This window comes from Mycobacterium gastri (assembly GCF_002102175.1).
In the GTDB taxonomy this organism is placed as follows: domain Bacteria; phylum Actinomycetota; class Actinomycetes; order Mycobacteriales; family Mycobacteriaceae; genus Mycobacterium; species Mycobacterium gastri.
In genome coordinates, this window is sequence record NZ_LQOX01000082.1 from 58,987 (window position 1) to 82,725 (window position 23,739).

Below are 23,739 nucleotides of genomic sequence, written 5' to 3' on the forward strand. Positions count from 1 at the left end.
TTGAGCTTGGTGGCCGTCAAAGCATCGCGGGAAATCATCATCGATGCGCCTCCGGAAGTGGTCATGGAGGCGCTGGCAGATGTGAGCGTGCTGACATCCTGGTCACCGCTGCACAAACAGGTGGAAGTGATCGACTATTACCCGGACGGGCGCCCCCATCATGTGAAAGCCGTGGTCAAAATTCTGGGGCTGGTCGACAAGGAGATCCTGGAATACCACTGGGGCCCGGACTGGATGTGCTGGGATGCCGACCAGACTTTCCAGCAGCATGGGCAGCACATCGAGACCACCGTCAAGCCCGAAGGAGTCGACATGTCACGGGTGCGGTTCGACATCACCGTCGAACCGGCCGGCCCGATTCCCGGTTTCATCGTCAAGCGGGCCAGCGAACACGTGCTGGATGCCGCGGCGAAGGGACTGACCGAACTGATCAGCGGCCGCAGCGACCGGGATCATCCGACATAGTTCCGTTTCCGCCGCGCCGCATGCCGGCCGATGGTTGCTAACTTGGTGGCAGTGGCTGTCCAAGCGTCGAGCGAAATCGTCATTGATGCGCCCCCTGAGGTGATCATGGAGGCGCTGGCCGACATGGACGCGGTGCCGTCGTGGTCGTCGGTGCACAAGCGGGTCGAGGTCGTCGACACCCATCCCGACGGTCGACCGCACCACGTGAAGGTCACCGTCAAAGTGACCGGCATCGTGGACACCCAACTGCTCGAATACCACTGGGGGCCGGACTGGATGGTCTGGGACGCAAACAAGACCGCTCAGCAACACGGGCAGCACGGCGAGTACAACCTGCGCCGCGAGGGGGAAGACAAGACCCGGGTGCGGTTCACCCTCACGGTGGAGCCGTCGGCGCCGCTGCCCGAGTTCTGGATTAAGCGGGCGCGCAAGAAAATCCTGTACGCCGCCCTGGAGGGACTGCGCAATCACGTTATGGGAAAGGCTGAGTAGTCCCGCCACGCAGTGCGGCCAGTCGCCTGATCGCCTCGTCCAGGGTGTCGTCGCGTTTGCAGAAGGTGAAGCGCACCAAGTGATTCCACAGGTCGGCGTGCTGTGCCGCCGGATCGCAGAACGCCGACATCGGGATGGCGGCCACCCCCGCCTTTTCGGGCAGGGTCGCGCAGAATGCCGTGCTGTCGTGATAGCCCAGCGGCCGCGGGTCGGCGCACAAGAAGTAGGTGCCGTAGCTGTCGTGCACCTCGAAACCGATCTCGGTCAATCCCGAGGCCAGCCGATCGCGTCTGGTCTGCAACGAACTGCGCAGGGCGGCCACCCAGTCGTCCTCGGTGTCCAGCGCAAGAGCCACCGCCGGCTGAAACGGCGCTCCGCCCACATAGGTCAAATACTGTTTGGCCGTGCGTACCCCGGCGATGAGTTGCGCAGGGCCACAGGCCCATCCGATCTTCCAGCCGGTGCAGTTGAACATCTTGGCCGCACTCGAGATCGTGACCGTCCGCTCGGCCATGCCGTCGAAGCCGGCCAGCGGCAAGTGATCATGGCCGTCAAACACCAAGTGCTCGTAAACCTCGTCGGTGATCACCAATAGATCTGCGGCCACTGCGATCTCGGCTATGGCCGCCAGCTCGGCCCGGCCCAGCACCGCGCCGGTCGGATTGTGCGGGGAGTTGATGATCAACGCCCTGGTGCGGGGCGTCACTGCGCGGCGCAGCGCGTCGGCGTCCAGAGCAAAGCCGCGGCCGTCGGCCACCAGCGGTACGGAAACTCGATGTGCGCCGGCCATCGCCACGACCGGCGAGTAGGAGTCGTAGAACGGCTCGATCAGCAGTACCTCCGAGCCGGGCTCGACGAGGCCCAGCACGGACGCGGCAATGGCTTCGGTGGCCCCGACCGTGACCAGCACCTCGGTGTCCGGGTTGTACTCGATGCCGAAGTGCCGGCGGCGCTGGGCGGCGATAGCCTGCCGCAGGGCCGCGACGCCTATCCCCGGCGGATACTGGTTGACGCCGGCGGCGACGGCCTCTTGGGCGGCCTTGAGCATCGCCGGCGGCCCGTTCTCGTCGGGAAACCCCTGCCCGAGATTCACCGCGCCGACGCGTGCGGCCAGCGCCGACATCTCGGCGAACACCGTCGCCGCGTAGGGCTGCAGCCGCGACACCGTCATGGCAGACGAGCTTAGGCGCGACGATGATGCCGAACGGCGGTGCGACCGCTGACGGGCAGCCTCTATCGCACCTGCCACCTAGGCACTGTTGGACCCATTGACCCCTATGTGGCCGGTGCGACATCTGCGGTGCACAATTTCCACAACTGCGCCGACCTGCAAACTCTTGGCCAACCAACAGGTTGGCCGAGGACCCTGTTAGTGTTCCCCTACTGGACCTAGTCTTGAAGACGGATCTAGCCCCCCTTTCCCCCGAACAGGAAATCGACATGCCCGAAGAAGCCTTTATCTACGAGGCCATCCGCACCCCGCGTGGCAAGCAGAAGAACGGATCGTTGCACGAGGTCAAGCCCTTGAGCCTGGTCGTCGGCCTGATCGAGGAGCTGCGCAAGCGCAACCCCGACCTGGACGAGAACCTGATCAGCGACGTCATCCTGGGCTGCGTCTCACCCGTCGGTGACCAGGGTGGTGACATTGCCCGGGCCGCGGTGCTGGCGTCGGGCATGCCGGTCACCTCCGGCGGTGTGCAGCTCAACCGGTTCTGCGCTTCGGGCCTCGAGGCCGTCAACACCGCCGCGCAGAAGGTGCGCTCCGGGTGGGACGACCTGGTGCTGGCCGGCGGCGTCGAGTCCATGAGCCGGGTGCCGATGGGTTCCGACGGTGGCGCCATGGGCCTCGACCCGGAGACCAACTACGACGTCATGTTCGTTCCGCAGGGCATCGGCGCCGACCTGATCGCCACCATCGAGGGCTTCTCCCGCGAAGACGTCGACCGCTACGCGTTGCGCAGCCAGGAGAAGGCCGCCGCCGCATGGTCGGGCGGCTACTTCGCCAAGTCGGTGGTTCCGGTCCGCGACCAGAACGGCCTGCTGATTCTCGACCACGACGAGCACATGCGGCCCGACACCACCATGGAAGGTCTGGCCAAGCTGAAGCCCGCCTTCGAGGGCCTGGCGGCGATGGGCGGCTTCGACGACGTCGCGCTGCAGAAGTACCACTGGGTGGAGAAGATCAACCACGTCCACACCGGCGGGAACAGCTCCGGGATCGTTGACGGTGCCGCCCTGGTGATGATCGGCTCAGAAAAGGCGGGGGAGGCCGCCAATTTGACCCCGCGGGCCCGCATCGTGGCCACCGCCACCAGCGGCGCCGACCCGGTGATCATGCTGACTGGCCCCACCCCGGCCACCCTCAAGGTGCTTGACCGGGCCGGGCTGACCGTCGACGACATCGACCTATTCGAGCTCAATGAGGCGTTTGCCGCGGTGGTGCTGAAATTCCAGAAGGATCTGAACATCCCCGACGAGAAGCTCAACGTCAACGGCGGCGCCATCGCGATGGGCCACCCGCTGGGCGCTACCGGCGCGATGATCCTGGGCACTATGGTCGACGAATTGGAGCGCCGCAATGCCCGACGGGCGCTCGTCACGCTATGTATCGGCGGCGGCATGGGCGTCGCGACGGTTATCGAGAGGGTTTAAAAGTCATGCCCGACAATACAATCCAGTGGGACAAGGACGCCGACGGCATTGTCACGCTGACCATGGACGACCCGTCGGGGTCGGCCAACGTGATGAACGAGGCCTACATCGAGTCGATGGGCAAGGCCGTGGATCGCCTTGTCGCCGAAAAGGATTCGATCACTGGCGTGGTGATCACCAGCGCGAAGAAGACTTTTTTCGCCGGCGGTGATCTCACGTCCATGATCAAGGCCGGGCCCGAGGACGCCGGACAATCGTTCGACACTGTCGAGACGGTCAAGAAACAACTGCGCACCCTGGAGACGCTGGGCAAGCCCGTGGTCGCCGCGATCAACGGCGCCGCGCTTGGCGGCGGACTCGAGATCGCGCTGGCCTGCCACCACCGCATCGCGGCGGACGTCAAGGGCAGCCAGCTCGGCTTGCCCGAGGTGACGCTGGGCCTGCTGCCCGGCGGCGGCGGCGTGACGCGCACGGTGCGGATGTTCGGGATCCAGAACGCGTTCGTCAACATCCTGTCCCAAGGCACCCGGTTCAAGCCGGCCAAGGCCAAGGAAATCGGACTGGTCGACGAATTGCTGCCCACCGTCGAGGAATTGGTGCCCGCCGCCAAGGCTTGGATCAAGGCCAACCCCGACAGCCATGAGCAGCCGTGGGACAAGAAGGGCTACAAGATGCCCGGCGGCACCCCGTCGTCCCCCGGGTTGGCGTCGATCCTGCCATCATTCCCCGCGTTGCTGCGCAAGCAGCTCAAGGGTGCGCCGATGCCAGCACCCAAGGCCATCCTGGCCGCCGCGGTGGAAGGTGCCCAGGTCGACTTCGACACGGCCAGCCGCATCGAGAGCCGGTACTTCGCCTCGTTGGTCACCGGCCAGGTCGCCAAGAACATGATCCAGGCGTTCTTCTTCGACCTGCAGGCCATCAATGCCGGTAAGTCGCGACCCGACGGTATCGGCAAGACCCCGATCAAGAAGATCGGTGTGCTGGGTGCGGGCATGATGGGCGCCGGCATCGCCTACGTTTCGGCCAAGGCCGGCTTCGACGTGGTCATCAAAGATGTCAGCCTAGAGGCGGCGCAAAAGGGCAAAGGCTACTCCGAGAAACTGGAAGCCAAGGCGTTGGAACGGGGCCGCACCACGCAGGAGCGCAGCGACGCTCTGCTGGCGCGCATCACCCCGACGGGCGACGCGTCCGACTTTGCCGGTGTGGACTTCGTCATCGAAGCCGTCTTCGAGAACCAGGAACTCAAACACAAGGTGTTCCAGGAGATCGAGGACATCGTCGAGCCGAACGCTGTGCTGGGGTCTAACACCTCGACGCTGCCGATCACCGGTCTGGCGACCGGCGTCAAGCGGCAGGAAGACTTCATCGGAATCCACTTCTTCTCACCCGTCGACAAGATGCCGCTGGTCGAAATTATCAAGGGCGAGAAGACTTCTGAGGAGACCCTGGCCCGGGTGTTCGACTACACGCTGGCTATCGGCAAAACCCCGATTGTCGTTAACGACAGTCGCGGCTTCTTCACCTCACGAGTCATCGGCACCTTCGTCAACGAGGCGCTGGCGATGCTGGGCGAGGGCGTGGAGCCGTCCAGCATCGAGCAGGCCGGCTCACAGGCCGGCTACCCGGCCCCGCCACTGCAGCTGTCCGACGAGCTGAACCTGGAGCTGATGCACAAGATTGCGGTAGCTACTCGTAAGGGTGTCGAGGATGCTGGTGGCACGTATGAGCCGCACCCGGCCGAAGCGGTCGTTGAGAAAATGATCGAACTCGGGCGATCCGGCCGGCTCAAGGGGGCGGGCTTCTACGAGTACGCCGACGGTAAGCGGTCCGGCTTGTGGCCGGGCCTGCGGGAGACGTTCAAGTCCGGCTCGTCGAACCCGCCGCTGCAGGACATGATCGACCGGATGCTGTTCGCCGAGGCGCTGGAGACCCAGAAGTGCCTCGACGAGAGCGTGTTGACCTCGACGGCTGACGCCAACATCGGGTCGATCATGGGTATCGGCTACCCGCCGTGGACCGGTGGTAGCGCGCAGTTCATCGTCGGCTACCAGGGGCCGGCCGGTATCGGCAAGGAAGCCTTTGTGGCCCGGGCCAAGGAGTTGGCCGCCAAGTACGGCGACCGTTTCCTGCCGCCGGACTCGCTCACCTAGGCACCGCCGAGCAGTCCCCCGCAAGCGGCAGGTACCCCCAACAAAATCGCCCTTTTGCCTGGCAAATGGGCGATTTTGTGTCTGTTCAGTGCCGCGCACCCAGGTAGTCCGCCGGGACGTACCGCTTTCGTGTTCGGAGGGTTGTGCCGTTTCATGGTTCCACCGATCGCCGTCAGGCGGGCCGGGCGGGAGCCACGGTGTGCATGGTCTGTGTACCCTCGGAGGGAAACCAACGACCCATCCTGACCCCACGACATGAGTTTCGGTCGTGAACTCTTAACGAAGAATCATTTGTTGTGCGGGGTGCCTTGTTGGGCATCGCGGCTCTGCGTGTCCGCGCTGTTTGCCGGGTAGCGAACACCGCGTGTTTGGGTGTCGCGTCCAGGATCGCTTTGCCCCCCCGCAGGTTTCACAAAGCCTCCCGGCGCGACAGCGGTTGTTGTCGGGCCAGCCGAGGCAGAGCCCGCGTCTTCAGACGGTTCTGCTTGCCGGGTAGGCACCGGGTAACCCATCGCCCTGCGCACCTGAAGGACATCGGAAATCGGCGGATTGGCCGGATCGCTGCCAAGTGTGACGAGCATTCCATTACCGAGGAGTTCCACTGTTGCGCCGCTTGGTAACAGCCCGGTATCGAATTTCACCGGATTCGAATCGTTAAGATAAATAGCCCACCCGGCTGGCTGGCCAATCAATTGACCGCTAACGTATCCGCGGCCGTCTTCGGTGGGGCGGTCTGGCTCTTTTTGCTTAGCGAGAAGTTCGTCGTTAGACCAAAGCGCTGAATCGGGCTCGAAAATATCCACGAAAATATGCAGAATTTTTTGCGCGATGTCCCGCGTGTAGAGGCTCGGGACCGCGTTGGATTCGGGAAGATCGAGCACCACATGGTTTCCCAGTGCACTAGCAGCGATATGGATATTCAAGTTAGCCGCCGCCTGGTTGTCCTCGGCGCCGTTCCACCAGTAGACCGAGTAGCCCATGTCTTCCATGATTTGTCGGCCGATGTCGGTGCGGTGCCGCCCGTCCAGTAGTCGCTGTACCAAGTCGGCGTGGTTGGTGGTGACCATGGGTTTGGCGATTGCCTCCCGTTTGGACCGGCCAAGGTCGCGCCAGCCCGACAAGGCTGGGTCGAGCGCAGCCAACTCTGACAAGAATCGCGCCACTTGGTCAGCGGACTCATCCACCGACTCGACGCGAGGTCCCCACCCCGTACTTACGTATGATTTCGGCATTTAACCATCCTTATATTTACGGCGGTATGACCGCATATCTAATCATACCGTTCAGTTCAGGAATACGACTAAACATCTTCTCGACTACAGCCTTAGTTTCGGGTTCCGCGAATACCCATTCTATCGGAGCTCCGTGCGCAGCGCGTACTTGATTCACTGCTTGGTCGATGAGACTCTGTTGTCCGGTAAAGAACGGCTTCCACTGTCCGTTTTCGATGAACTGCGAGTAGTAGCTTTTAACCTCAATTAGCGTGCCGTTTGTGAATCCATCGAATTTCACACCGTCGATGATGTATCCCTCGGTGATGGGGTGGCCGGTGATCTGCATTTGGTATTGGGCGGCGCGGTCAGACATCGATTCGGTGATGGGTTGCCAGGTGCCGGGGCCATGCGGGACGGGTGTGGGTGGGTGTGGCGGCGGTTGCCATGGATGTGCCCAGTCGGGCACCAGCCGCGATAGCTGCGCCGGCGCGGTCTCTGAGATGCCCAATTTCGCCTCGAGGGCGGCCTTTCTGGTGTTAAGCGCCTCAGCTTCTCGATCGTAGGCGTTGACTGCGCCCACATCGTTGAGTGGAGGCCGCCACGAGTTATGCTCGCGGATCTCCCCTTTGAGTTGGTCATAGGCTGCCCGCGCCTGTTCAGTTGTCATCCGCGTCGGATCATCGGGCTGCGGTTGCTGTGGGCTGTCTTTGAAGGTGTGGTTGTCGACGGCCTGGATATGGGGTTTGCGGCCGTGGGGTGTGTCGGGAAAGGTGGGGGTCAGTCCGGCTGTCGCGGCGCTGATTTTGGCGGCCACGTCATGTTCGACCCCGAGCAGTTGGGTGACGCGGTGGCCGATGTCGGCGGCAAACGTTTGGGCTTGGGCCTGACGAGCCGCTTGTTCGGCAGGAGTGCGGCTGGTTCGGGTATCGGTAACCGAGAAGTCTTCTCCGACAGCAAAACCCGCGTTCTGGGCGTCCTCGACAGCATAGAGGACCCGGCGCTGGGCGGCGCCGATGGTTCCCGCGCCGTCACGGGCGATCCTGCTGGCCTGGCGTAATTGGTCGGCTTTGGCGCTCACGATCGCGAAGTCGGCACCGGTTCGCTCCCGCAGCGCATCACCGCCAGCACCGTCCCACACCAGGGTGTGGGATTGGTTGCGCATCTGCAAAAACACGTCTTCCCACTGATCGGCGGTCGCAGTCCAGTAGGTGGCCGCCTCGATCAAATGCTCGGTGCTCCACGCCCGGACCTGGGAAAGGGTCGCCACCCTCTACACCAATCTGGCTTCCACGGCCGCCATCTCGGCTGCCGCGGTCGCTTCGTTGCTGACATACCCCGCAGCACCGGCCTGCACCGCGCTCGCCGTCGCTTGGGTGCGGGCGGTCAATGCCGCAGCGGCCAGATCAACCGCTCCGTGGGCACCGCCCACCGCCGCCGTGGTGGGCTGAAACGGCTCACCTGGTGAGGGTGGTGTCCGGGCGGCAAGTTCAGCGCCCCGCTGCGTCCACTGAATGGCCGTGCCGTGCAGCTGTTGGACATCGACCCGCAGCAGACCCGGCTCCATCCTGAGGAAGTGTAATGGCTGTCAACGGCTCCCGCAGGGCGGTTCCCGCCTTCACCAGGTCATAGGTTGTTTAAGAGGCGCGCAGCTCTGCTCCGGCAGCGTCGCCACGCCTACTCGGCAGACTTTCACCGTGGCTCCCCACCGCTGGTCTACAGTCGTGTCCACCGCCCAGCAATCTTCGTCCTGCCGCCCTTCCTGCAACGTGTGTCCCGACTGGGAGCACGACGCGAGGTATGCCTGGCTGTAGCGTGACTTCGCGCCGTCAACGCCGAGGCCGAGTCGACTCGTGCGACCGCCCAATGTTCGGGTGGCGGGTCGACACGCTGGGTATGACCAAACTCCCATTCGGGCAGGGTGACGACCGCCGGTCGTCAATTCCCGGGAGTTGACGCAGAGCCAAGCGCGCCCACCAATTTCCCGGCGTAGTAAATTCATGCCGCGCCAACTCGCCCAGCAATGTGATGGCGTCGTTCCCGTACATGGCCAAACCGACCGTGTGGAGCATCAAGGTCGATAAGGTCATGGAGCGCTGGACGTCTCGCGGCAAGTCGTCCACTACACCGGCGGCATCACCTGCCACGAGCAGATCGTCGGCGAGCAATCGCCGCTATGTCAAGTCAGCGCCGGGCGTCGCGCTCGGTTCGCCTACTGCCAGCAAAGGCTCATAGGTTAATTCTGACCGCTCACTAGCAAACCACGGTAGCGTGCAGAATGTGGCGGCGTTCGATCCACGAATGCCAGCGCGGGGCCTTGCGATGCTGCGCGCCGATTCGTTAAGCCTCGATCGACTGCGTCGACTGCGGACACCCGATGGCGTCGACCACGCGGTAGGCGACCGTTCGTCTCCCGTCTTCCTGCCGCACCTGGGCGGTTCGACGTGAGGCCACCGGCCGGCTATGCGTTGTTGGGTTACGCGGTGCGCTTCCCGGGTGCGGCCGACGTTGACGAGTTCTGGAGGCTCCTCCGCGACGGCCGGGACGCGGTGTCGGAAGTGCCAGCCGACCGGTGGGATGCCGACGAGTTCTTTGATCCCGATCCCGATGCCCCCGGAAAAATGGTGGCCCGCCGGGCGGGCTTCATCGACGATGTCGCGGGCTTCGATGCATCGTTCTTCGGCGTGTCGACGCGGGAAGCCGAATTCATGGATCCGCAGCATCGGCTGATGCTCGAGACAACCTGGTCGGCGGTGGAGCATGCCGGGATCGCGCCGTCGGCGTTGGCGGGGACGCAAACCGGCGTGTTCATGGGACTGTCCACCCACGAATTCGGGGGCATGCTCATTCGGCTGTGCAGCTTGGAGGACATCGACTTCTATTCCGGCACAGGTATCTCCGGCGCGGCCGGCGCGGGAAGAATCAGTTACCGGCTGGGCTTGCAGGGACCGGCCTTAGTGGTGGACACCGCGTGCAGTTCGTCATTGGTCGCGATACACCAGGCCTGCCAAGCGCTCAACGCCGGGGATTGCGACCTGGCGCTGGTCGGCGGAGTCAACGTGATCCTCACCCCGATCCCCATGGTCAACTTCTCGCGGGCCCGAATGCTGGCTCCGGACGGGCGATGCAAGACATTCGATGCGGCCGCGGACGGGTATGTGCGTGGCGAAGGCTGCGGGGTCGTGGTGCTCAAACGCATCGACGATGCGATGCGCGATGGCGATCGGATCCGTGCGATCATCCGGGGCAGCGCCGTGAACTCCGATGGTGCGTCGGGCGGCTTGACGGTGCCGAACGGTGTTGCGCAACAGCGGGTTATCACCGAGGCGCTGCGCCGTGCCGGAGTCGCCCCCGGCGAGGTCGATTACCTGGAGGCGCACGGCACCGGGACCTCCCTGGGCGACCCCATCGAGGTACGCGCTGTCGGTGCGGTATTCGGTGATGGTCGAGATCACAACCGGCCGTTGCTGATCGGCTCGGTAAAGACCAACATCGGACATCTGGAGGCGGCCGCCGGCATCGCCGGGGTGATCAAGGTTGCGCTCGCGCTTGAACACGAAGTGCTGCCCCAGCACCTACACTTTTCGCGTCCTTCGCCGCACATCCCGTGGGACAGGCTACCGGTTCGAGTTCTGGATCGGGCGACGCCGTGGGCGCGCACTGCACGGCCGCGGGTTGCGGGCGTGAGCGCATTCGGATTCTCGGGAACCAACGCGCATGTGATCCTCGAGGAACCGCCCGTCACCGACAGCGCGGCCGCAATTCCGGCAGGGGGCGGCCATTGGATACTGCCACTGTCGGCACGTACACCGGAATCCTTGGCGCAACTAGCGTCTCGATACCGGGACTGGCTGGAGGCCCATCCCGACGCCGCGCTCGCCGACGTCTGCGGCACGGCCGGGTCCGCGCGCTCGCACTTCGAGCACCGCGCGGCGCTGGTGGTGGATTCGCGCGGCCGCGCCAGACGGCTGCTGCGGGCACTTCGCGAGGACCGTCCCGCACCCGGTCTGGTGCGCGGCGTCTGCGGCGACCGGCCAAAGACCGCATGGCTGTTCGGTGGACAGGGCTGCCAGTTCCCGGGCATGGCCAAGGCGTTGTTCGACACCGAACCGGTCTTCCGCGAGACCGTTGCCCGATGCGCCGGCGTCCTCGACCGGGTGCTGACGCGGCCGCTGCTCGATGTGCTCTTTGACGCCAGACCGGGTAGCGAAAAGGCGTTGAACGACACGGCCTTTGCCCAGCCCGCGCTGTTCGCGGTGGCGATGGGGCTAGCGCGATTGTGGCAGTCATGGGGGATCGAGCCGGATGCGGTGCTAGGACACAGTGTGGGCCAGTACGCGGCGGCGTGTGTCGCCGGAGTACTCGGCATCGATGACGGTGCCCGGTTGATCGCCGAGCGCGGGCGCCTCTTCGGCCAATTGCCCGCCGGTGGACGCATGCTCGCGGTCTTCGCCGATGCGGACCGGGTCGAGGAATACGCCGCCGGGTTCCCCGGCTTGTCGGTGGCCGCCTACAACGGCGCCAGCACCGTGCTGTCCGGACCCGCCGATGAACTGCAACAGGTAGTCACCTGGTGCGCGTCGGTGGCCTCGGCCCCCTCTTCTCTGGAGGCGGCAGTCCGTTGTGAGTGGTTGGACACCAGCCACGCGTTCCATTCCGCGCTGATCGACCCGGCGCTCGACGAGTTCGAAAGATTTGCAGACAATTTCGAATACTCGTCACCGCGGCTGGTGCTCGTCTGCAACCGTACCGGCGAGGGGCTGGGCCGGCAGGCCCGCCTGGATGCGCAGTACTGGCGACGCCACGCTCGGCAGCCGGTCCGATTCGCTGACAGCGTGGGCACGCTCGCCCAGATCGGTTGCACGGTGCTGATGGAGCTACAGTAAGCCCGCAACCGATCCTCACCGCGGCGGCTCTCCGCGTCTGGCCTGACACCGTCGCTACCCCGCGGGCCATCGCGACACTGCGGCGCGACGCCGACGACCGGCGCTGCCTGGCCGAGGCGCTGGCCGCGGCCTACACCGCCGGGCACCAGCTGAACTTCGCGGGACAGCGGTCTTGGCCGCACCGGCCCCTCGACCTGCCCACCTACCCGTTTCAGCACCGGACCTACTGGTTCTCGGCCTTCACCGCCCCCGATATGGCAGAACGGGCCCGGGCCGGGGCGTCATGGTCGGGGCAGGCTCGCGCCGGCGTGGCTGGGTCAACCGATGGGCCTGAGCCGCAGGATTTTCCGACCGGCGACCAGCTGAGCGGCCTCAGCGCCCTGGCACCGGATCAGCGCCTGGACCACATCGCCGAACTCGTCCGCACCGCGCTCGCGGAAGTCCTACACACGTCCGACACCGACATTGAAGCGAACTCAGAATTCGTTGCGCTGGGCATGGATTCGCTGACCGCCATGGACTTGTACCGTCGACTGCAGGCGATGCTGGGCACCGACATTCCCGCGTCGTTGTTCTTCGCCCACCCGACACCGGCCGCGCTGGCCCGAGCGCTGCTGGCGATGTGGGAGCACCGATCCGCGGATCCGGAACAGATCGCCATCAGCCGGGTGCCCCGGGACGGCGAACTTCCGCTGTCGCACGCGGAGGAACAGTTGTGGTTCCTGAACCAGCTGTTGCCGTCATCGAGTGCGTACAACGTGGCGGCCCGAGTGAACATCCCCGGGCCGGTGAATCGCGACGTGCTGCGACGCAGTCTGGACGCAGTGATAGCCCACCATGAGGTGCTCCATACAACATTCCGGAGCGCCCGCGGTGTCCCACAGGCGGTGGTCGGCGCGCCCCAGCCGGTTGGGCTGCGGTTCGAGCAGATGAGTACCGAGGCGGAGATCACCGCGGCCGCGGCCGCGGAAGCGGCGATTCCGTTCGACATCGGCGTCGGCCCGTTACTGCGGGCCCGGTTGTTCGGACTCGGCGACGGGCGGCACGTGTTGGTGCTGACGATGCATCACATCATCAGCGACGGCTGGTCGTTCCGGGTGCTGCTGCGTGATCTGGCTCGAATCTATCAAGCGCTCGAACGCGGCGAACCCAGCCCGCTCGGCGAATTGCCGATCCAGTATCGGGATTACGCACAGTGGGAACGAGAGCGGTTGCGCGGCGAGCGCTTCGACGCACTAGTCGGGTTCTGGAAGGACTATCTCGCTGGCGCGCCGCCGCTGGAGCTCGACACCGATCGTCCTCGACCCACATTCGGAACCTTTCGGGGTGCGCGGATGCATTTCGACCTCGGGCGGGAGCTCACCGCCGCACTGCGCGAGCTGTGCCGCGCGCGGAACGTCACTACCTCCGTGCCGCTCCTCGCGGCATTGAGTGTGGTGCTGCACCAGTTTTCGGGTCAGGACGACATCGTGATCGGCACCCTGAGCGGCAACCGGGCGAGGCTGGAGACCGAAGACCTGATTGGGCTGTTCGTCAACGCGCTCCCGGTCCGGATCCGTCTCGACGGCGATCCCGGCGTCACCGAGTTACTCACTCGAGTCCGGCAATGTTTGGTCGACGTCCTGGCGCACCAAGGCCTCCCGTTCGATCTGATCGTCAACGCGACCGCTCCAGACCGAGACGCCAGCCGCAATCCGCTGTTCGGGGTGCAATTCGTCCTACAGCCCGCGGCCCGCGCAACCGAGCGCAGCGGCCTCGGCTTCGAGGTCGCCGAGATCGAAACGCACACGGCAAAACGCGATCTCACCTTCACCTTCGTCGACGACGACGCGATCACCGGGCATGTGGAGTACGCCACCGAGTTGTTCGACGCCACCCGCATCGAGCTACTCATCGCTCACCTCCGCGAGGTCCTTGACGCGATGGTGTCCGACCTCGGCCGGCGATTATCCGGACTTCCCATGCTGACCGAATCCGAGCGCGCGCACTACCGGACGGAACGGTCACGGCTTCAGACACCACAGACACCGGCCGGCTCGATTCAGGAGCTCTTCGAGATGACCGCCGATCACGTCCCGGATGCCGTGGCGGTGACAGCGGATGGCCACTCACTGACCTACCGCGAGCTCGACGCCGCGGCCAACAGGTTGGCTTGGCGGCTACGGAGTCTTGGCGTGAAAGCTGGCACCGTGGTGGGTTTCAGTCCTCGCCGGGCCGTCGGAATGGCCGTCGGCATGCTCGCAATCCTCAAGGCGGGCGGCGTATACGTGCCGGTCGATCCGTCGTATCCGAAGGACCGCGCCCGGATCATGCTCGACGACGCGGGAGTGCAGCTGCTGCTTGACGAGAACGAGATCGAGAGTCCGTCCGTTCAGCAGGAATCCGCTGAGCGACTGCCGTCTGCCGTTGCGCCGGACGATCTCGCTTATGTGATGTACACGTCCGGTTCGACGGGCCGGCCGAAAGGGGTGGCAGTCACCCACCGCGGCGTCGTCGAGTACGTCCAGACCCTCGGCCGCGACCTGGCTCTCGCCGCCGACGATGTCTACCTGGAAACCGCGTCCATCTCGTTCTCCTCATCGATTCGCCAGCTGATGGCTCCGCTTGCCATCGGGGCGCAGGTGGTGATCGTGACGAACGAGGAACGTCACGACCCGGCCGCGCTGCTGCGCCGCATCGACGAATCCCAAGTCACCGTCGCCGATCTCGTCCCCACAATGGTCGCCGGCATGGTCCGCTGCATCCGCGAAACGCAGCCGGCCGTACCCTTGCCGAGCCGATTGAGGTTGTTGCTCACCGCGAGTGAGCCGCTGCGGGCCGGCATCGTGCGGGCGTGGCGCGATCGGATCGGCGGCAATATCACATGGATCAACATGTATGGCCAGACCGAGACCACCGGCATCGTCAGCCTGTACCGCGTCGGGCAGGTGCGCGGCTCAGACCAGAGCATCGTGCCGATCGGGCGTCCCCGCGGCAACGTTGGCATGTACGTCCTTGACCAACGAATGCGGCTGGTTCCACCGGGGGTCTCCGGCCAATTGTTCATCGCCGGTACAGCATTGGCGCGAGAGTATGTGGGCGACCCGGCGCTGACCGCGCGCAAGTTCCTGCCCGCACCGTGGGATCCCGGTGAACGCTTGTACGCCAGTGGCGACGTGGTGCGGCTCGGTTGGGACGGCACGATCGAGTTCCGCAACCGCACCGACGGTCAAGTCAAGATCCGCGGCCTGCGGGTGGAACCCGGCGAGATCGACCAAGCGCTGCTCGACCATCCCGGCGTTCGTGACGCCGTCACGATCGTGCAGAACATCGACGGTGAGCCCGGCGTGCTTGTCGCTTATGTCGTTGCTGAGTCGGAGCACGTTTCGGGACCGGTCTCGGTGGGCGAGTTGCGCGACCACACGCGGCGCCGACTGCCCGAGCACATGGTCCCCGCGGCATTCGTCCTGCTAGAGCGGCTGCCGCTGACGCCCAACGGCAAGCTCGACCGCGCGGCGCTGCCGGAGGTCACGATCCGCCGCGACCCCGAGGTCGAATACATCCCGCCGCGCGCCGGTCTCGAAGAGTCGCTCGCGAGCATCTGGCGCAGCATCTTGCCGGTCGAGCAGATCGGGGCCGGCGACAATTTCTTCGCGCTCGGCGGTCATTCGCTACTGGCTGCCCAGTTGCGTTCCCGGATCCATCAACTGCTCGGGGTCCACCTGCCGCTGGAGGTGCTATTCGAACACCAGACACTGGCCGAACTGGCCCGTCGAATCGAGGAGTCCGGCACCAGTGCGGGAGAGGCGCCGGAGCTGCGGCCGGCACCTCGCGGCGGTACGGTGCCTGCCTCCTACGCCCAGGAACAGATCTGGCAAGCCGAACGCGACGACCCCGGCGCCGCCGCGCACTGGATCGATGTGTCGATCCGCATCATCGGACCACTCGAGGCCGCGCTGCTGGTACGCGCCGTGCAAGACGTCGTGCAGCGACATGACCTGTTGCGCACCGTATTCCGGCCCACCGCCACCACGTTGGCACAGGTGATTCTGGATGCGCACGTTCCCGACGTACCGGTTGTCGACGCCCAGCCGACCACGACCGCGGAACATAACGGGGAATGGCGCGATCTGGACATCCGCCCGCCACTGCGCGCCGAGGTGCTCCGGGTTGCCGACGACAACCACATCCTGCGACTGCGCGCGCATCGCATACTGGTCGACGGACATTCGATGCGAGTGCTGTTGGGCGAAATCGGCGCGGCGATCGCGAATAGGCTGGGCACCGACAAGGTTTCCGGAGTTTCCTTACCCGGCCGCGAGTTGCAGTACGCCGACTATGCGTATTGGGAGCGGCAGTGGCTGACCGGTGCAGCGCTGGCACGACGGGTCGACTACTTCCGCGAGCAGTTTGCCCTCGGCGAGCTGCCCCCCGGCCTACCCACCGACTACCCTCGTTGCGACCGCCGGGCTCGGCAAGGCCGGCGGTATGCATTCGAGTTCTCGCCGGAGATCGCGGAGGCGGCACGGACGCTTGCGATTCGCGAGCAGGCGTCGCTGTACATGGTGCTGCTAGCGGCATTCGCGGTGGCCCTCGGCCGTTACGCGGACCGGCGCGCGTTGGTGATCGGCGCTCCGGTGACCCGGCGCAGCGATCCAGCCACGCAGCTGATCATCGGACCGTTCATGAATACGGTGCCTCTGCGTGTCGACCTCGACGCCGACCCGGAGCTGCCGGCGGTGATCCGCGAAGTGAAGGCAAAAGTGCTGGGCGCCTTGTCGAATCAGGATGCCCCATGGCACTACGTCATTGCGGCGCTCACGGCCCAGCACGGGGAGATCGCCCGCGGAATCGGTGAGGTGGCGTTCCTGATGGACGAGCCGGTGCCGGCAGAATTCTCCGTGGGTGGATTCGCTTTCAGCCACGTTCCGCCGCAACGGCTTTCCGTGCGGCGCGAGCTGACAGTCGCGATGAGCACCCAGGGCGGCGGGATCAGCGGAACGGTGACCTATGACGGTGCGCTCTTCGAATCACGGTCAATCGAACGAATCGTCACCAGCTTCGTCGCGGTGCTATCCCCGTCGAATACCAGGCGAATGGCAATTGCGTCTGAGTTGAGGAGAAGCAGGTGAGCAGCATCACGGATGCGGACTTCGAACACACCGGGCCGGGCCGGCCGGCCGGCTACCTGCTGCGACAACGCTGGCAACCCGTGTACGCCGCCGAGGAGCTCGACGCTGGCCGCGCGGTGCCACTGAAGGTGCTGCACGAGGAGCTCACCCTCTACCGCGGCGAAGACGGTGCCGCGCACATCGTCGCCGGCCGCTGTGCCCATCGCGGCGTGCTGCTGTCGATCGGGATCGTGCAGGGCGATTGCGTGCGGTGCCGCTACCACGGCTGGCAATACGACGAGACTGGGCAATGCGTGGATCAGCCGGCCGAGCCGAAGAGCTTTGCGGACAAGGTCCGGATCGCGAGCTACCCCGTCGAGGAATACTTCGGCTTCATCTGGGTGTACCTCGGTGAGGCGCCCGTTCCCGAGCTACCACGTTGGCCCGAACTGGAACCATACGGCCGATTTCACGTCATCGAACTGAGGAAGTGGAACTATTTCCACGATCTTGAGAACACCGTCGACGACGTCCACCAGTACTGGGTACACAAGACCGGCATTTATCAGGACGACGGCATGGCCGGTGAGTTCCCCGAAATCACCGCCGAGCCAGCCGAATTCGGGCTTACTCAGACGAGTCGATTCACGAACGGGTTCGTCAGGCGCTTGGCGCTACTGATGCCGAACACCCTCTATTTCAACTCGGGAGCCGGGGTGCTGCGCGGGTTCAAGAGCTTCTTGTGGAACGTACCGGTGGACGACGAAAGCCACATGATGTTCTTCCTTTTCATCGCCGCGCAGCTGCCTCCGGATGTCGGAGCCCGGGTGGCCGCGGGCGTGCGTGACGCCCGCAAGTATCTGGGCGAGCTGCGGCCCGTCGACGAAATCGTGCGCGCGGTGCTCAGCGGCACGCAACGCTTCGACGATATCGAAGACCGGCCGGATCAGGTGCTGATCGAGGACGGCATCGTACTGCTCGGCCAGGGCGTGCTGCCGGATCGGTCGCTGAATCAGCTCGGCAGCTCGGACGCGGCAATCGTGTTGCTGCGCAAACTCTATGCCCGTGAACTCGCGGCGGTCGAGGCCGATCGCCCGCTCACCAAGTTCCCCACGCCCGACGCGGCCGCCCTCGCGCGACTCGATGGCCGAAACCCCGAAGCTTCAGAAAGGCCTATCCAATGACCACCATCGATGATCTGATGCGGCGGGCAGCGAAGATGATTGCGGAGGATCCCGAGCAGGCACGCAAGTTCGGTGGCATCTACAAATTCGCGTTGGATGGCGAGGGTGGACGAACATTCATCGTCGACTTCACCGATGACCCCCGGGTGACCGACGGTGATGGCAAGGCGCAATGCACGATCAGCATGACGGCAAGCGATTTCATCGATGTGGTGGAGGGGCGCGCCGGCCCACGCTCGCTCTTCTTCAAGGGGAGGCTGAGCATCAGCGGTGATTGGCGGCTTGCCATGAGAATGCGAAAGCTCAACAAGGTCATGGGCGGCGGACATGACTGACAACCAGGCGGCGGGTGGGGGATTCGCGATCGTCGGCTACGCTTTGCGATTTCCGGGAGCGGTCGATGCCGGCGAATTCTGGAATGTCCTGCGGCAAGGACGGGAAACGGTTTCGGAAATACCCCGTGATCGGTGGGATCTCGATGAGTACTATGACCCCGATCCGGACGCGCCGGGCAGATTCGTAACGCGCCGCGCCGGGCTTATCGAGGACATCAAGGGTTTCGACGCACCCTTCTTTGGGATATCGACGCGTGAGGCCATATTCATGGATCCGCAGCATCGCCTGCTGCTGGAGACGGCATGGCGGGCGGTAGAGCATTCCGGCATCGCGCCGATGGGCCTGGCGGGCAGCATGACCGGCGTGTTCATGGGCATTTCCACGCAGGACTACCTGACTCTGCTGACAAACGCCATGACCTTCGAAGAAATCGAAGCCTATCTCGCGATTGGTACGTCGCCCGCCGCGGCGGCGGGACGGATCAGCTACCGATTGGGGTTGGTGGGTCCCGCCGTCTCGGTCGACACCGCGTGCAGCTCGTCTCTGGTGGCCGTCCACCAGGCGTGCCAGGCACTGCGATTCTCCGAATGCGACCTCGCGCTAGCCGGCGGCGTGAACCTACTGATCAGCCCGGCAACGATGATCAATTTCTCACGGGCGCGGATGCTTTCGCCGGATGGTCGGTGCAAGACTTTCGACGCGGCCGCGGATGGGTATGTGCGCGGGGAGGGTTGCGGTGTCGTCGTGGTAAAGCGGCTGGACGACGCCATCCGCGACGGAGATCAGATCCGCGCCGTGATACGGGGCAGCGCGGTGAATCAGGACGGCGCCTCCGGTGGCTTGACGGTGCCCAACGGCATCGCCCAGCAGCGGGTCATTGCCGACGCGCTACGGCGCGCGGGTGTCGCACCCGCTGACGTCGATTACCTGGAGGCGCACGGGACCGGGACATCGCTGGGCGATCCGATCGAAATCCAAGCCGCTGGTGCTGCCTTCGGCGCTGGCCGCGACCCCACGCGGCCGTTGTTGATCGGGTCGGTCAAGACGAATATCGGGCACCTGGAAGCAGGAGCCGGGATCGCCGGCTTGATCAAGGTCATCCTGTCGCTCGAACATCAGGAACTACCGAAGCACCTGAATTTCGCGAACCCGTCGCCGCACATTCCCTGGGAACGGCTTCCGGTGCGGGTTGTCGCGGAGGCTGTCCCATGGGCGCGCACCGACCGGCCGCGTGTCGCGGGCATCAGTTCGTTCGGGTTCACCGGGACCAACGCGCACGTCGTCGTCGAGGAAGCACCGCCGCCCGCGAAACGGGATACAGCGACACCAATAGCCGGGCGCTTCAGCGTATTGCCCCTGTCGGCGCGCACGCCGGGCGCGTTGATGCAGGTGGCTCAGCGCTACCGAGCTTGGTTAGCCGCACATCCCGAAGCCGCGCTGGCGGACGTGTGCCTGACCGCCGGGTCGGGGCGATCCCATTTCGAGCAGCGTGCCGCATTGGTGGTCAATTCGGTGGCATCGGCGAGTGAGTTACTCGGTGCGCTCGCCGACGACCGCCCGGCGCCAGGTCTGATACGAGGGGGATGCGGTGACCCGCCGAAGACAGCGTGGCTGTTTCCGGGCCAGGGCAGCCAATATGCCGGCATGGCCAAGGGCCTATTCGACGCCGAACCCGTCTTCGCCGAAACGCTGACCCGGTGTGCGAACGTCGTCGCTGAAGTTCTCGAAAAGCCGATGCTCGACGTAATTTTCGGTACCGATCAGGACATCTTGCGAAACACCTCGTATGCCCAACCGGCTCTCTTCGCGGTGGAACTCGGACTGGCCCGACTCTGGCAGTCGTGGGGCCTCGAACCGGATGTGGTGCTGGGCCACAGCGTCGGTCAATATTCGGCGGCCTGTGTCGCAAATGTGTTCAGTCTTGAAGACGGAGCGTTGTTGATGGCTGAGCGCGGCCGGCTGTTCGGCAGCCTGCCCGCCGGCGGCCGGATGGTCGCCGTGCGGGCCGCCGCCGAACGGGTCGAAAGCTGCACCGACGAGTTCCCGCGGGTGTCAGTGGCAGCCTATAACGGTGCCAATACGGTGCTGTCCGGACCGGTCGAGGATCTACAGCGCGCCGTCGCCGGATTTGTGGCCGAGGATGTCCGGTGTGACTGGCTGGACACCAGCCATGCCTTTCATTCCGTACTGCTCGATCCCGTCCTCGATGAGTTCGAGGCGTTGCTGAGCCGTTTCGAGTTCGGTTCGCCGCAGCGGACATTGGTGTGTAACCGCACCGGCGCGGCCGTGGGCAGGAACGTGTGCCTGGACGGCCAGTACTGGCGCCGCCACGCCCGCCAGCCCGTCGACTTCGCCACGAGTGTGCGCACGCTGTCCGAACTGGGCTGCGCGCTGTTACTCGAGGTCGGCCCGCAACCGGTGCTGACCGCCGCCGCCCTGCGCGCCTGGCCCGACCCTGAGACCAGACCCCAAGCCATTGCCTCTGTGCGCCGCAACGGCGGCACCGATCACCGCCAGATCAGCGAGGCCGTCGCCGCGCTATTCGTCGCCGGCCACCGTCCCGGCCACACGAAATACGAGCAGGGCAGCGGCCGCAAGATCGACCTGCCCACGTACCCGTTCCAGCACCGCGATTACTGGTACGAGAAAAGCAATGCCCGAGCCGGCCCCACCGAAGCCGTGCGCAGCGAGACAGTGCGGCTCCTCGAGGGGGGCCGGTTCTCCGAACTTGCCGCGCTCGTCGGTGATCCCGGCGGCAACGCCGTCGCGGTACTGAAGAACCTCGCCGCTCGACACAATCAGGAACGTATCGGGCAGGCGATCGCGGATTGCCGCTACGAGATACGGTGGGAGAAAACCGCCCGCGTGGCCTCGGATCTCGGCGCCGGCAAGGAATTCACCTGGCTGCTGATCGCCGACGACAACGGCATCGTTGCACCGCTGGTCGATGTGCTGACGGCGCATGGTATCCGGTACCGGATATTGCGGCCACCGCTGTCCGGCACCGACGAAGAAGAGCTCGAGGCCATCCTGCGTACCACCGACGCGCAGGAACCCGCCTTACGCATACTGCACCTCGCGGCCCTCGAAAGCGACGCCGCAATGTCGACGCGATCGCTCGAGCGGATACAGCAGCGAACCCTGTGGAGCGCACAGCGGATCATGCGGGCCGCAGTCGCCGCGGGACTCAAGGCGCCTATCTGGATGGTAACCGTTGGCGCACAACGTGTTACGGCGCAGGATGTGGTATCGCCCGCGCAGTCGTGCCTGTGGGGCTTCGGCCGCACCGTGTCCTTTGAGCTGCCCGAACTTTGGGGTGGGCTGGCCGACCTCTCCAGGGGAGACGCCGACGAGTGGCTGGGTTTGATATGGCAGCTGGTGGCGGGGCCGGCGGGCGAAGACCAGATCGCGGTCCGGGAAGACGCCGTCTATTGCGCTCGGCTGTTTCGGCGAGGAGAGCGGGACAGCGGGCAGCTCGAAGTACGCGGTGGGGCAACCTATCTGCTGACCGGAGGACTGGGTTCGGTTGGCCTGAACATCATGGAGTACCTGGCCGCCCGCGGCGCGCGGCACTTCGCCCTGATCGGGCGTCGGGCGCCGAATGCTGCCGCGCGGCAGCGCATCGACGGGGTGCGCGAAGAGTACGGCTGCCAGGTTCGGGTGCTCGCGGCGAACGTTGCGGAGCCCGACGACGTTGCGCGTGTCTTGTCCACCGTTGATGCCGGCATGCCCCCGTTGGCGGGCATCGTGCACGCCGCGGGTGAGTGGGCGTCCGCCTCGCTGTCCACGATGAATGAGGCCGACGTAGACCGTGCGTTCGCGGGAAAGGTCTGGGGTGGATGGCATTTGAGCCAAGCCGCGGCAGACATGCAGTTGGACTTCGTCCTTCTCACCTCATCGCTCGCGGCGGTGTGGGGGAGCAGGGGCCAGATCGTCTACGCGACGGCAAACGCGTTCCTCGACGGGTTGGCCTGGTGGTTGCGCGCCCGCGGGGTGCCCGCCACCTGCGTCAACTTCGGCCTCTGGTCGGAAGGAATGGGTGACCGGGGATCCCGAGAGACATTGGAGGTGCTTGGGGTCCGGACTATGTCGGCTGCCGAGGCGCTGGAGGGGGTGGCCGAGCTCATCGCCGCGTCAGTACCGCACGGCATGCTGGCCCGGATCGACTGGCCACGCTTCCTGCCGTTCCTACAGCTGCAACGTAAGCGGCCCATGCTGGCGCAAATCGAACGTGGAATACCCGAAACCGCTCGGCCATCGACGTCCTCCGGGACCACACCGTTGATCGACGAGCTTAAGGCCGCACCCGTGCGGCAACGCAAGGCGCTCGTCCTGGAGTACCTACGCAACAGCGTTGCGGAGGTGACGCGGATCGCTGCGTCGGAGATACGCTACGACAAAGGGTTTTACGACCTCGGCATGGACTCGCTGATGGCTGTCGAGCTACACCGCCGGCTTGAGCGGGCGGTGGGCAGACAACTGCCGGTGACCCTCGCAATGGACCATCCGCGGCTGACCGACGCCGCTGAGTATTTGCTCGCCGACGTGCTCGGCCTGAGCGCGCAGGTATCCGCCGATACCGGGGCTATGCCGAATCCGGTGACGATGGTGGAGATAGACGAGCCGATCGCGATCGTCGGTATGGCATGCCGCTTCCCGGGTGCGGGTGACCCCGAGGCATTCTGGGACGTGCTTGCCGCCGGCGCGGACATGATCCGGGAGATCTCGGGCGACCGGTTCGATATCAACGAATACTACGACCCGGATCCCGATGCGGCGGGCAAGATGTACACCCGCTGCGGCGGGCTCCTCGACGAGATCGCGGGATTCGACGCGGAATTCTTCGGCATTTCCCCGCGCGAGGCGATGCGGATCGACCCGCAGCAACGGCTGATGCTCGAAGCCGCGTGGGAAGGGCTGGAACGGGCCGGGTATTCGCCTGCGGAGCTGCGCGGCAGCAAGACCGGGGTGTATGTGGGGGTAGGGGCCAACGAGTATGCGCATGTGTTGTCCACCAGCGCTTTCGAGAACATCGAAGCTCAGTTCGGCACCGGGAACGCCACCAGCGTTATCGCGGGCCGGGTTGCGTTCGCGCTCGGCCTGGAAGGCCCGGCAATATCCCTCGATACGGCCTGTAGCTCCTCGCTGGTGGCCATCCATCAGGCGTGCCAGGCGCTGCACACCGGCGACTGCGATCTAGCGGGAGTTTCCGCCCTTGATGCCTGATCAGCGTTGTTTGTGCTGGTCAGTGGTGGTTTTTTGGGTTGGTGGGT

The 23,739-nt window shown here is 65.1% G+C and carries 11 protein-coding genes and 3 pseudogenes; 9 read left to right on the forward strand and 5 right to left on the reverse strand.

Going from position 1 to position 23,739, the window contains the following annotated elements:
* Window positions 1-9 precede the first annotated feature (9 nt).
* Together AWC07_RS08405 and AWC07_RS08410 are read left to right on the forward strand one after the other, a co-directional pair.
* Window positions 10-465 carry an SRPBCC family protein gene (locus AWC07_RS08405; protein WP_084293469.1) on the forward strand — a complete coding sequence of 152 codons (456 nt, stop codon included), beginning with the start codon at window positions 10-12 and terminating at the stop codon, window positions 463-465.
* 51 nt (window positions 466-516) lie between these two features.
* Window positions 517-957 (forward strand): SRPBCC family protein, encoded by a 441-nt coding sequence (locus AWC07_RS08410; RefSeq protein ID WP_036412249.1) that lies wholly within the window; start codon window positions 517-519, stop codon window positions 955-957.
* Here AWC07_RS08410 and AWC07_RS08415 read toward each other — a convergent pair.
* Window positions 938-2,128, reverse strand: a complete 1,191-nt coding sequence (locus AWC07_RS08415; RefSeq protein WP_085105025.1) for a pyridoxal phosphate-dependent aminotransferase — start codon at window positions 2,126-2,128, stop codon at window positions 938-940. The two genes, AWC07_RS08410 and AWC07_RS08415, sit on opposite strands and share 20 nt — an antisense overlap.
* Window positions 2,129-2,397: 269 nt before the next feature.
* On the opposite strand from AWC07_RS08415, the gene AWC07_RS08420 reads away from it, so the two are divergent.
* Window positions 2,398-3,609: an acetyl-CoA C-acetyltransferase gene (locus AWC07_RS08420; RefSeq protein ID WP_036414594.1), complete on the forward strand. Its 1,212-nt coding sequence runs from the start codon at window positions 2,398-2,400 to the stop codon at window positions 3,607-3,609.
* Between the two features lie 5 nt (window positions 3,610-3,614).
* Window positions 3,615-5,759, forward strand: a complete 2,145-nt coding sequence (locus AWC07_RS08425; protein WP_036414596.1) for a 3-hydroxyacyl-CoA dehydrogenase NAD-binding domain-containing protein — start codon at window positions 3,615-3,617, stop codon at window positions 5,757-5,759.
* 287 nt (window positions 5,760-6,046) lie between these two features.
* Here the strand turns inward: AWC07_RS08425 and AWC07_RS08430 are convergent, their stop codons facing one another.
* The 4 genes and pseudogenes from AWC07_RS08430 to AWC07_RS08440 form a co-directional block, all read right to left on the reverse strand.
* Window positions 6,047-6,991, reverse strand: a complete 945-nt coding sequence (locus AWC07_RS08430; RefSeq protein WP_341865244.1) for an Imm52 family immunity protein — start codon at window positions 6,989-6,991, stop codon at window positions 6,047-6,049.
* Window positions 6,992-7,007: 16 nt separating this feature from the next.
* On the reverse strand, window positions 7,008-7,640 hold the full coding sequence (locus AWC07_RS29725; protein ID WP_425271232.1) for a Tox-REase-5 domain-containing protein: 633 nt from the start codon (window positions 7,638-7,640) through the stop codon (window positions 7,008-7,010).
* A 158-nt stretch (window positions 7,641-7,798) separates the two neighbouring features.
* Window positions 7,799-8,135 (reverse strand): annotated as a pseudogene (locus AWC07_RS29730) (hypothetical protein); the annotation flags it as partial.
* A gap of 108 nt (window positions 8,136-8,243) precedes the next feature.
* Window positions 8,244-8,537 (reverse strand): hypothetical protein, encoded by a 294-nt coding sequence (locus tag AWC07_RS08440; RefSeq protein ID WP_036414602.1) that lies wholly within the window; start codon window positions 8,535-8,537, stop codon window positions 8,244-8,246.
* A gap of 877 nt (window positions 8,538-9,414) precedes the next feature.
* On the opposite strand from AWC07_RS08440, the pseudogene AWC07_RS08445 reads away from it, so the two are divergent.
* The 5 genes and pseudogenes from AWC07_RS08445 to AWC07_RS08475 form a co-directional block, all read left to right on the forward strand.
* Window positions 9,415-12,092, forward strand: a pseudogene (locus AWC07_RS08445) (type I polyketide synthase); the annotation flags it as partial.
* Window positions 12,093-12,110: 18 nt separating this feature from the next.
* On the forward strand, window positions 12,111-16,967 hold the full coding sequence (locus AWC07_RS28560; protein ID WP_051508042.1) for a non-ribosomal peptide synthetase: 4,857 nt from the start codon (window positions 12,111-12,113) through the stop codon (window positions 16,965-16,967).
* Window positions 16,964-18,130, forward strand: coding sequence for a Rieske 2Fe-2S domain-containing protein (locus tag AWC07_RS08465; protein WP_051508043.1), 1,167 nt, complete (start codon window positions 16,964-16,966; stop codon window positions 18,128-18,130). Before AWC07_RS28560 ends, AWC07_RS08465 begins: the two co-directional genes overlap by 4 nt.
* Window positions 18,127-18,465: an SCP2 sterol-binding domain-containing protein gene (locus AWC07_RS08470; RefSeq protein ID WP_036414605.1), complete on the forward strand. Its 339-nt coding sequence runs from the start codon at window positions 18,127-18,129 to the stop codon at window positions 18,463-18,465. Before AWC07_RS08465 ends, AWC07_RS08470 begins: the two co-directional genes overlap by 4 nt.
* Window positions 18,458-23,683, forward strand: a pseudogene (locus tag AWC07_RS08475) (SDR family NAD(P)-dependent oxidoreductase); the annotation flags it as partial. The gene AWC07_RS08470 and the pseudogene AWC07_RS08475, both read left to right, overlap by 8 nt.
* Window positions 23,684-23,739 lie beyond the last annotated feature (56 nt).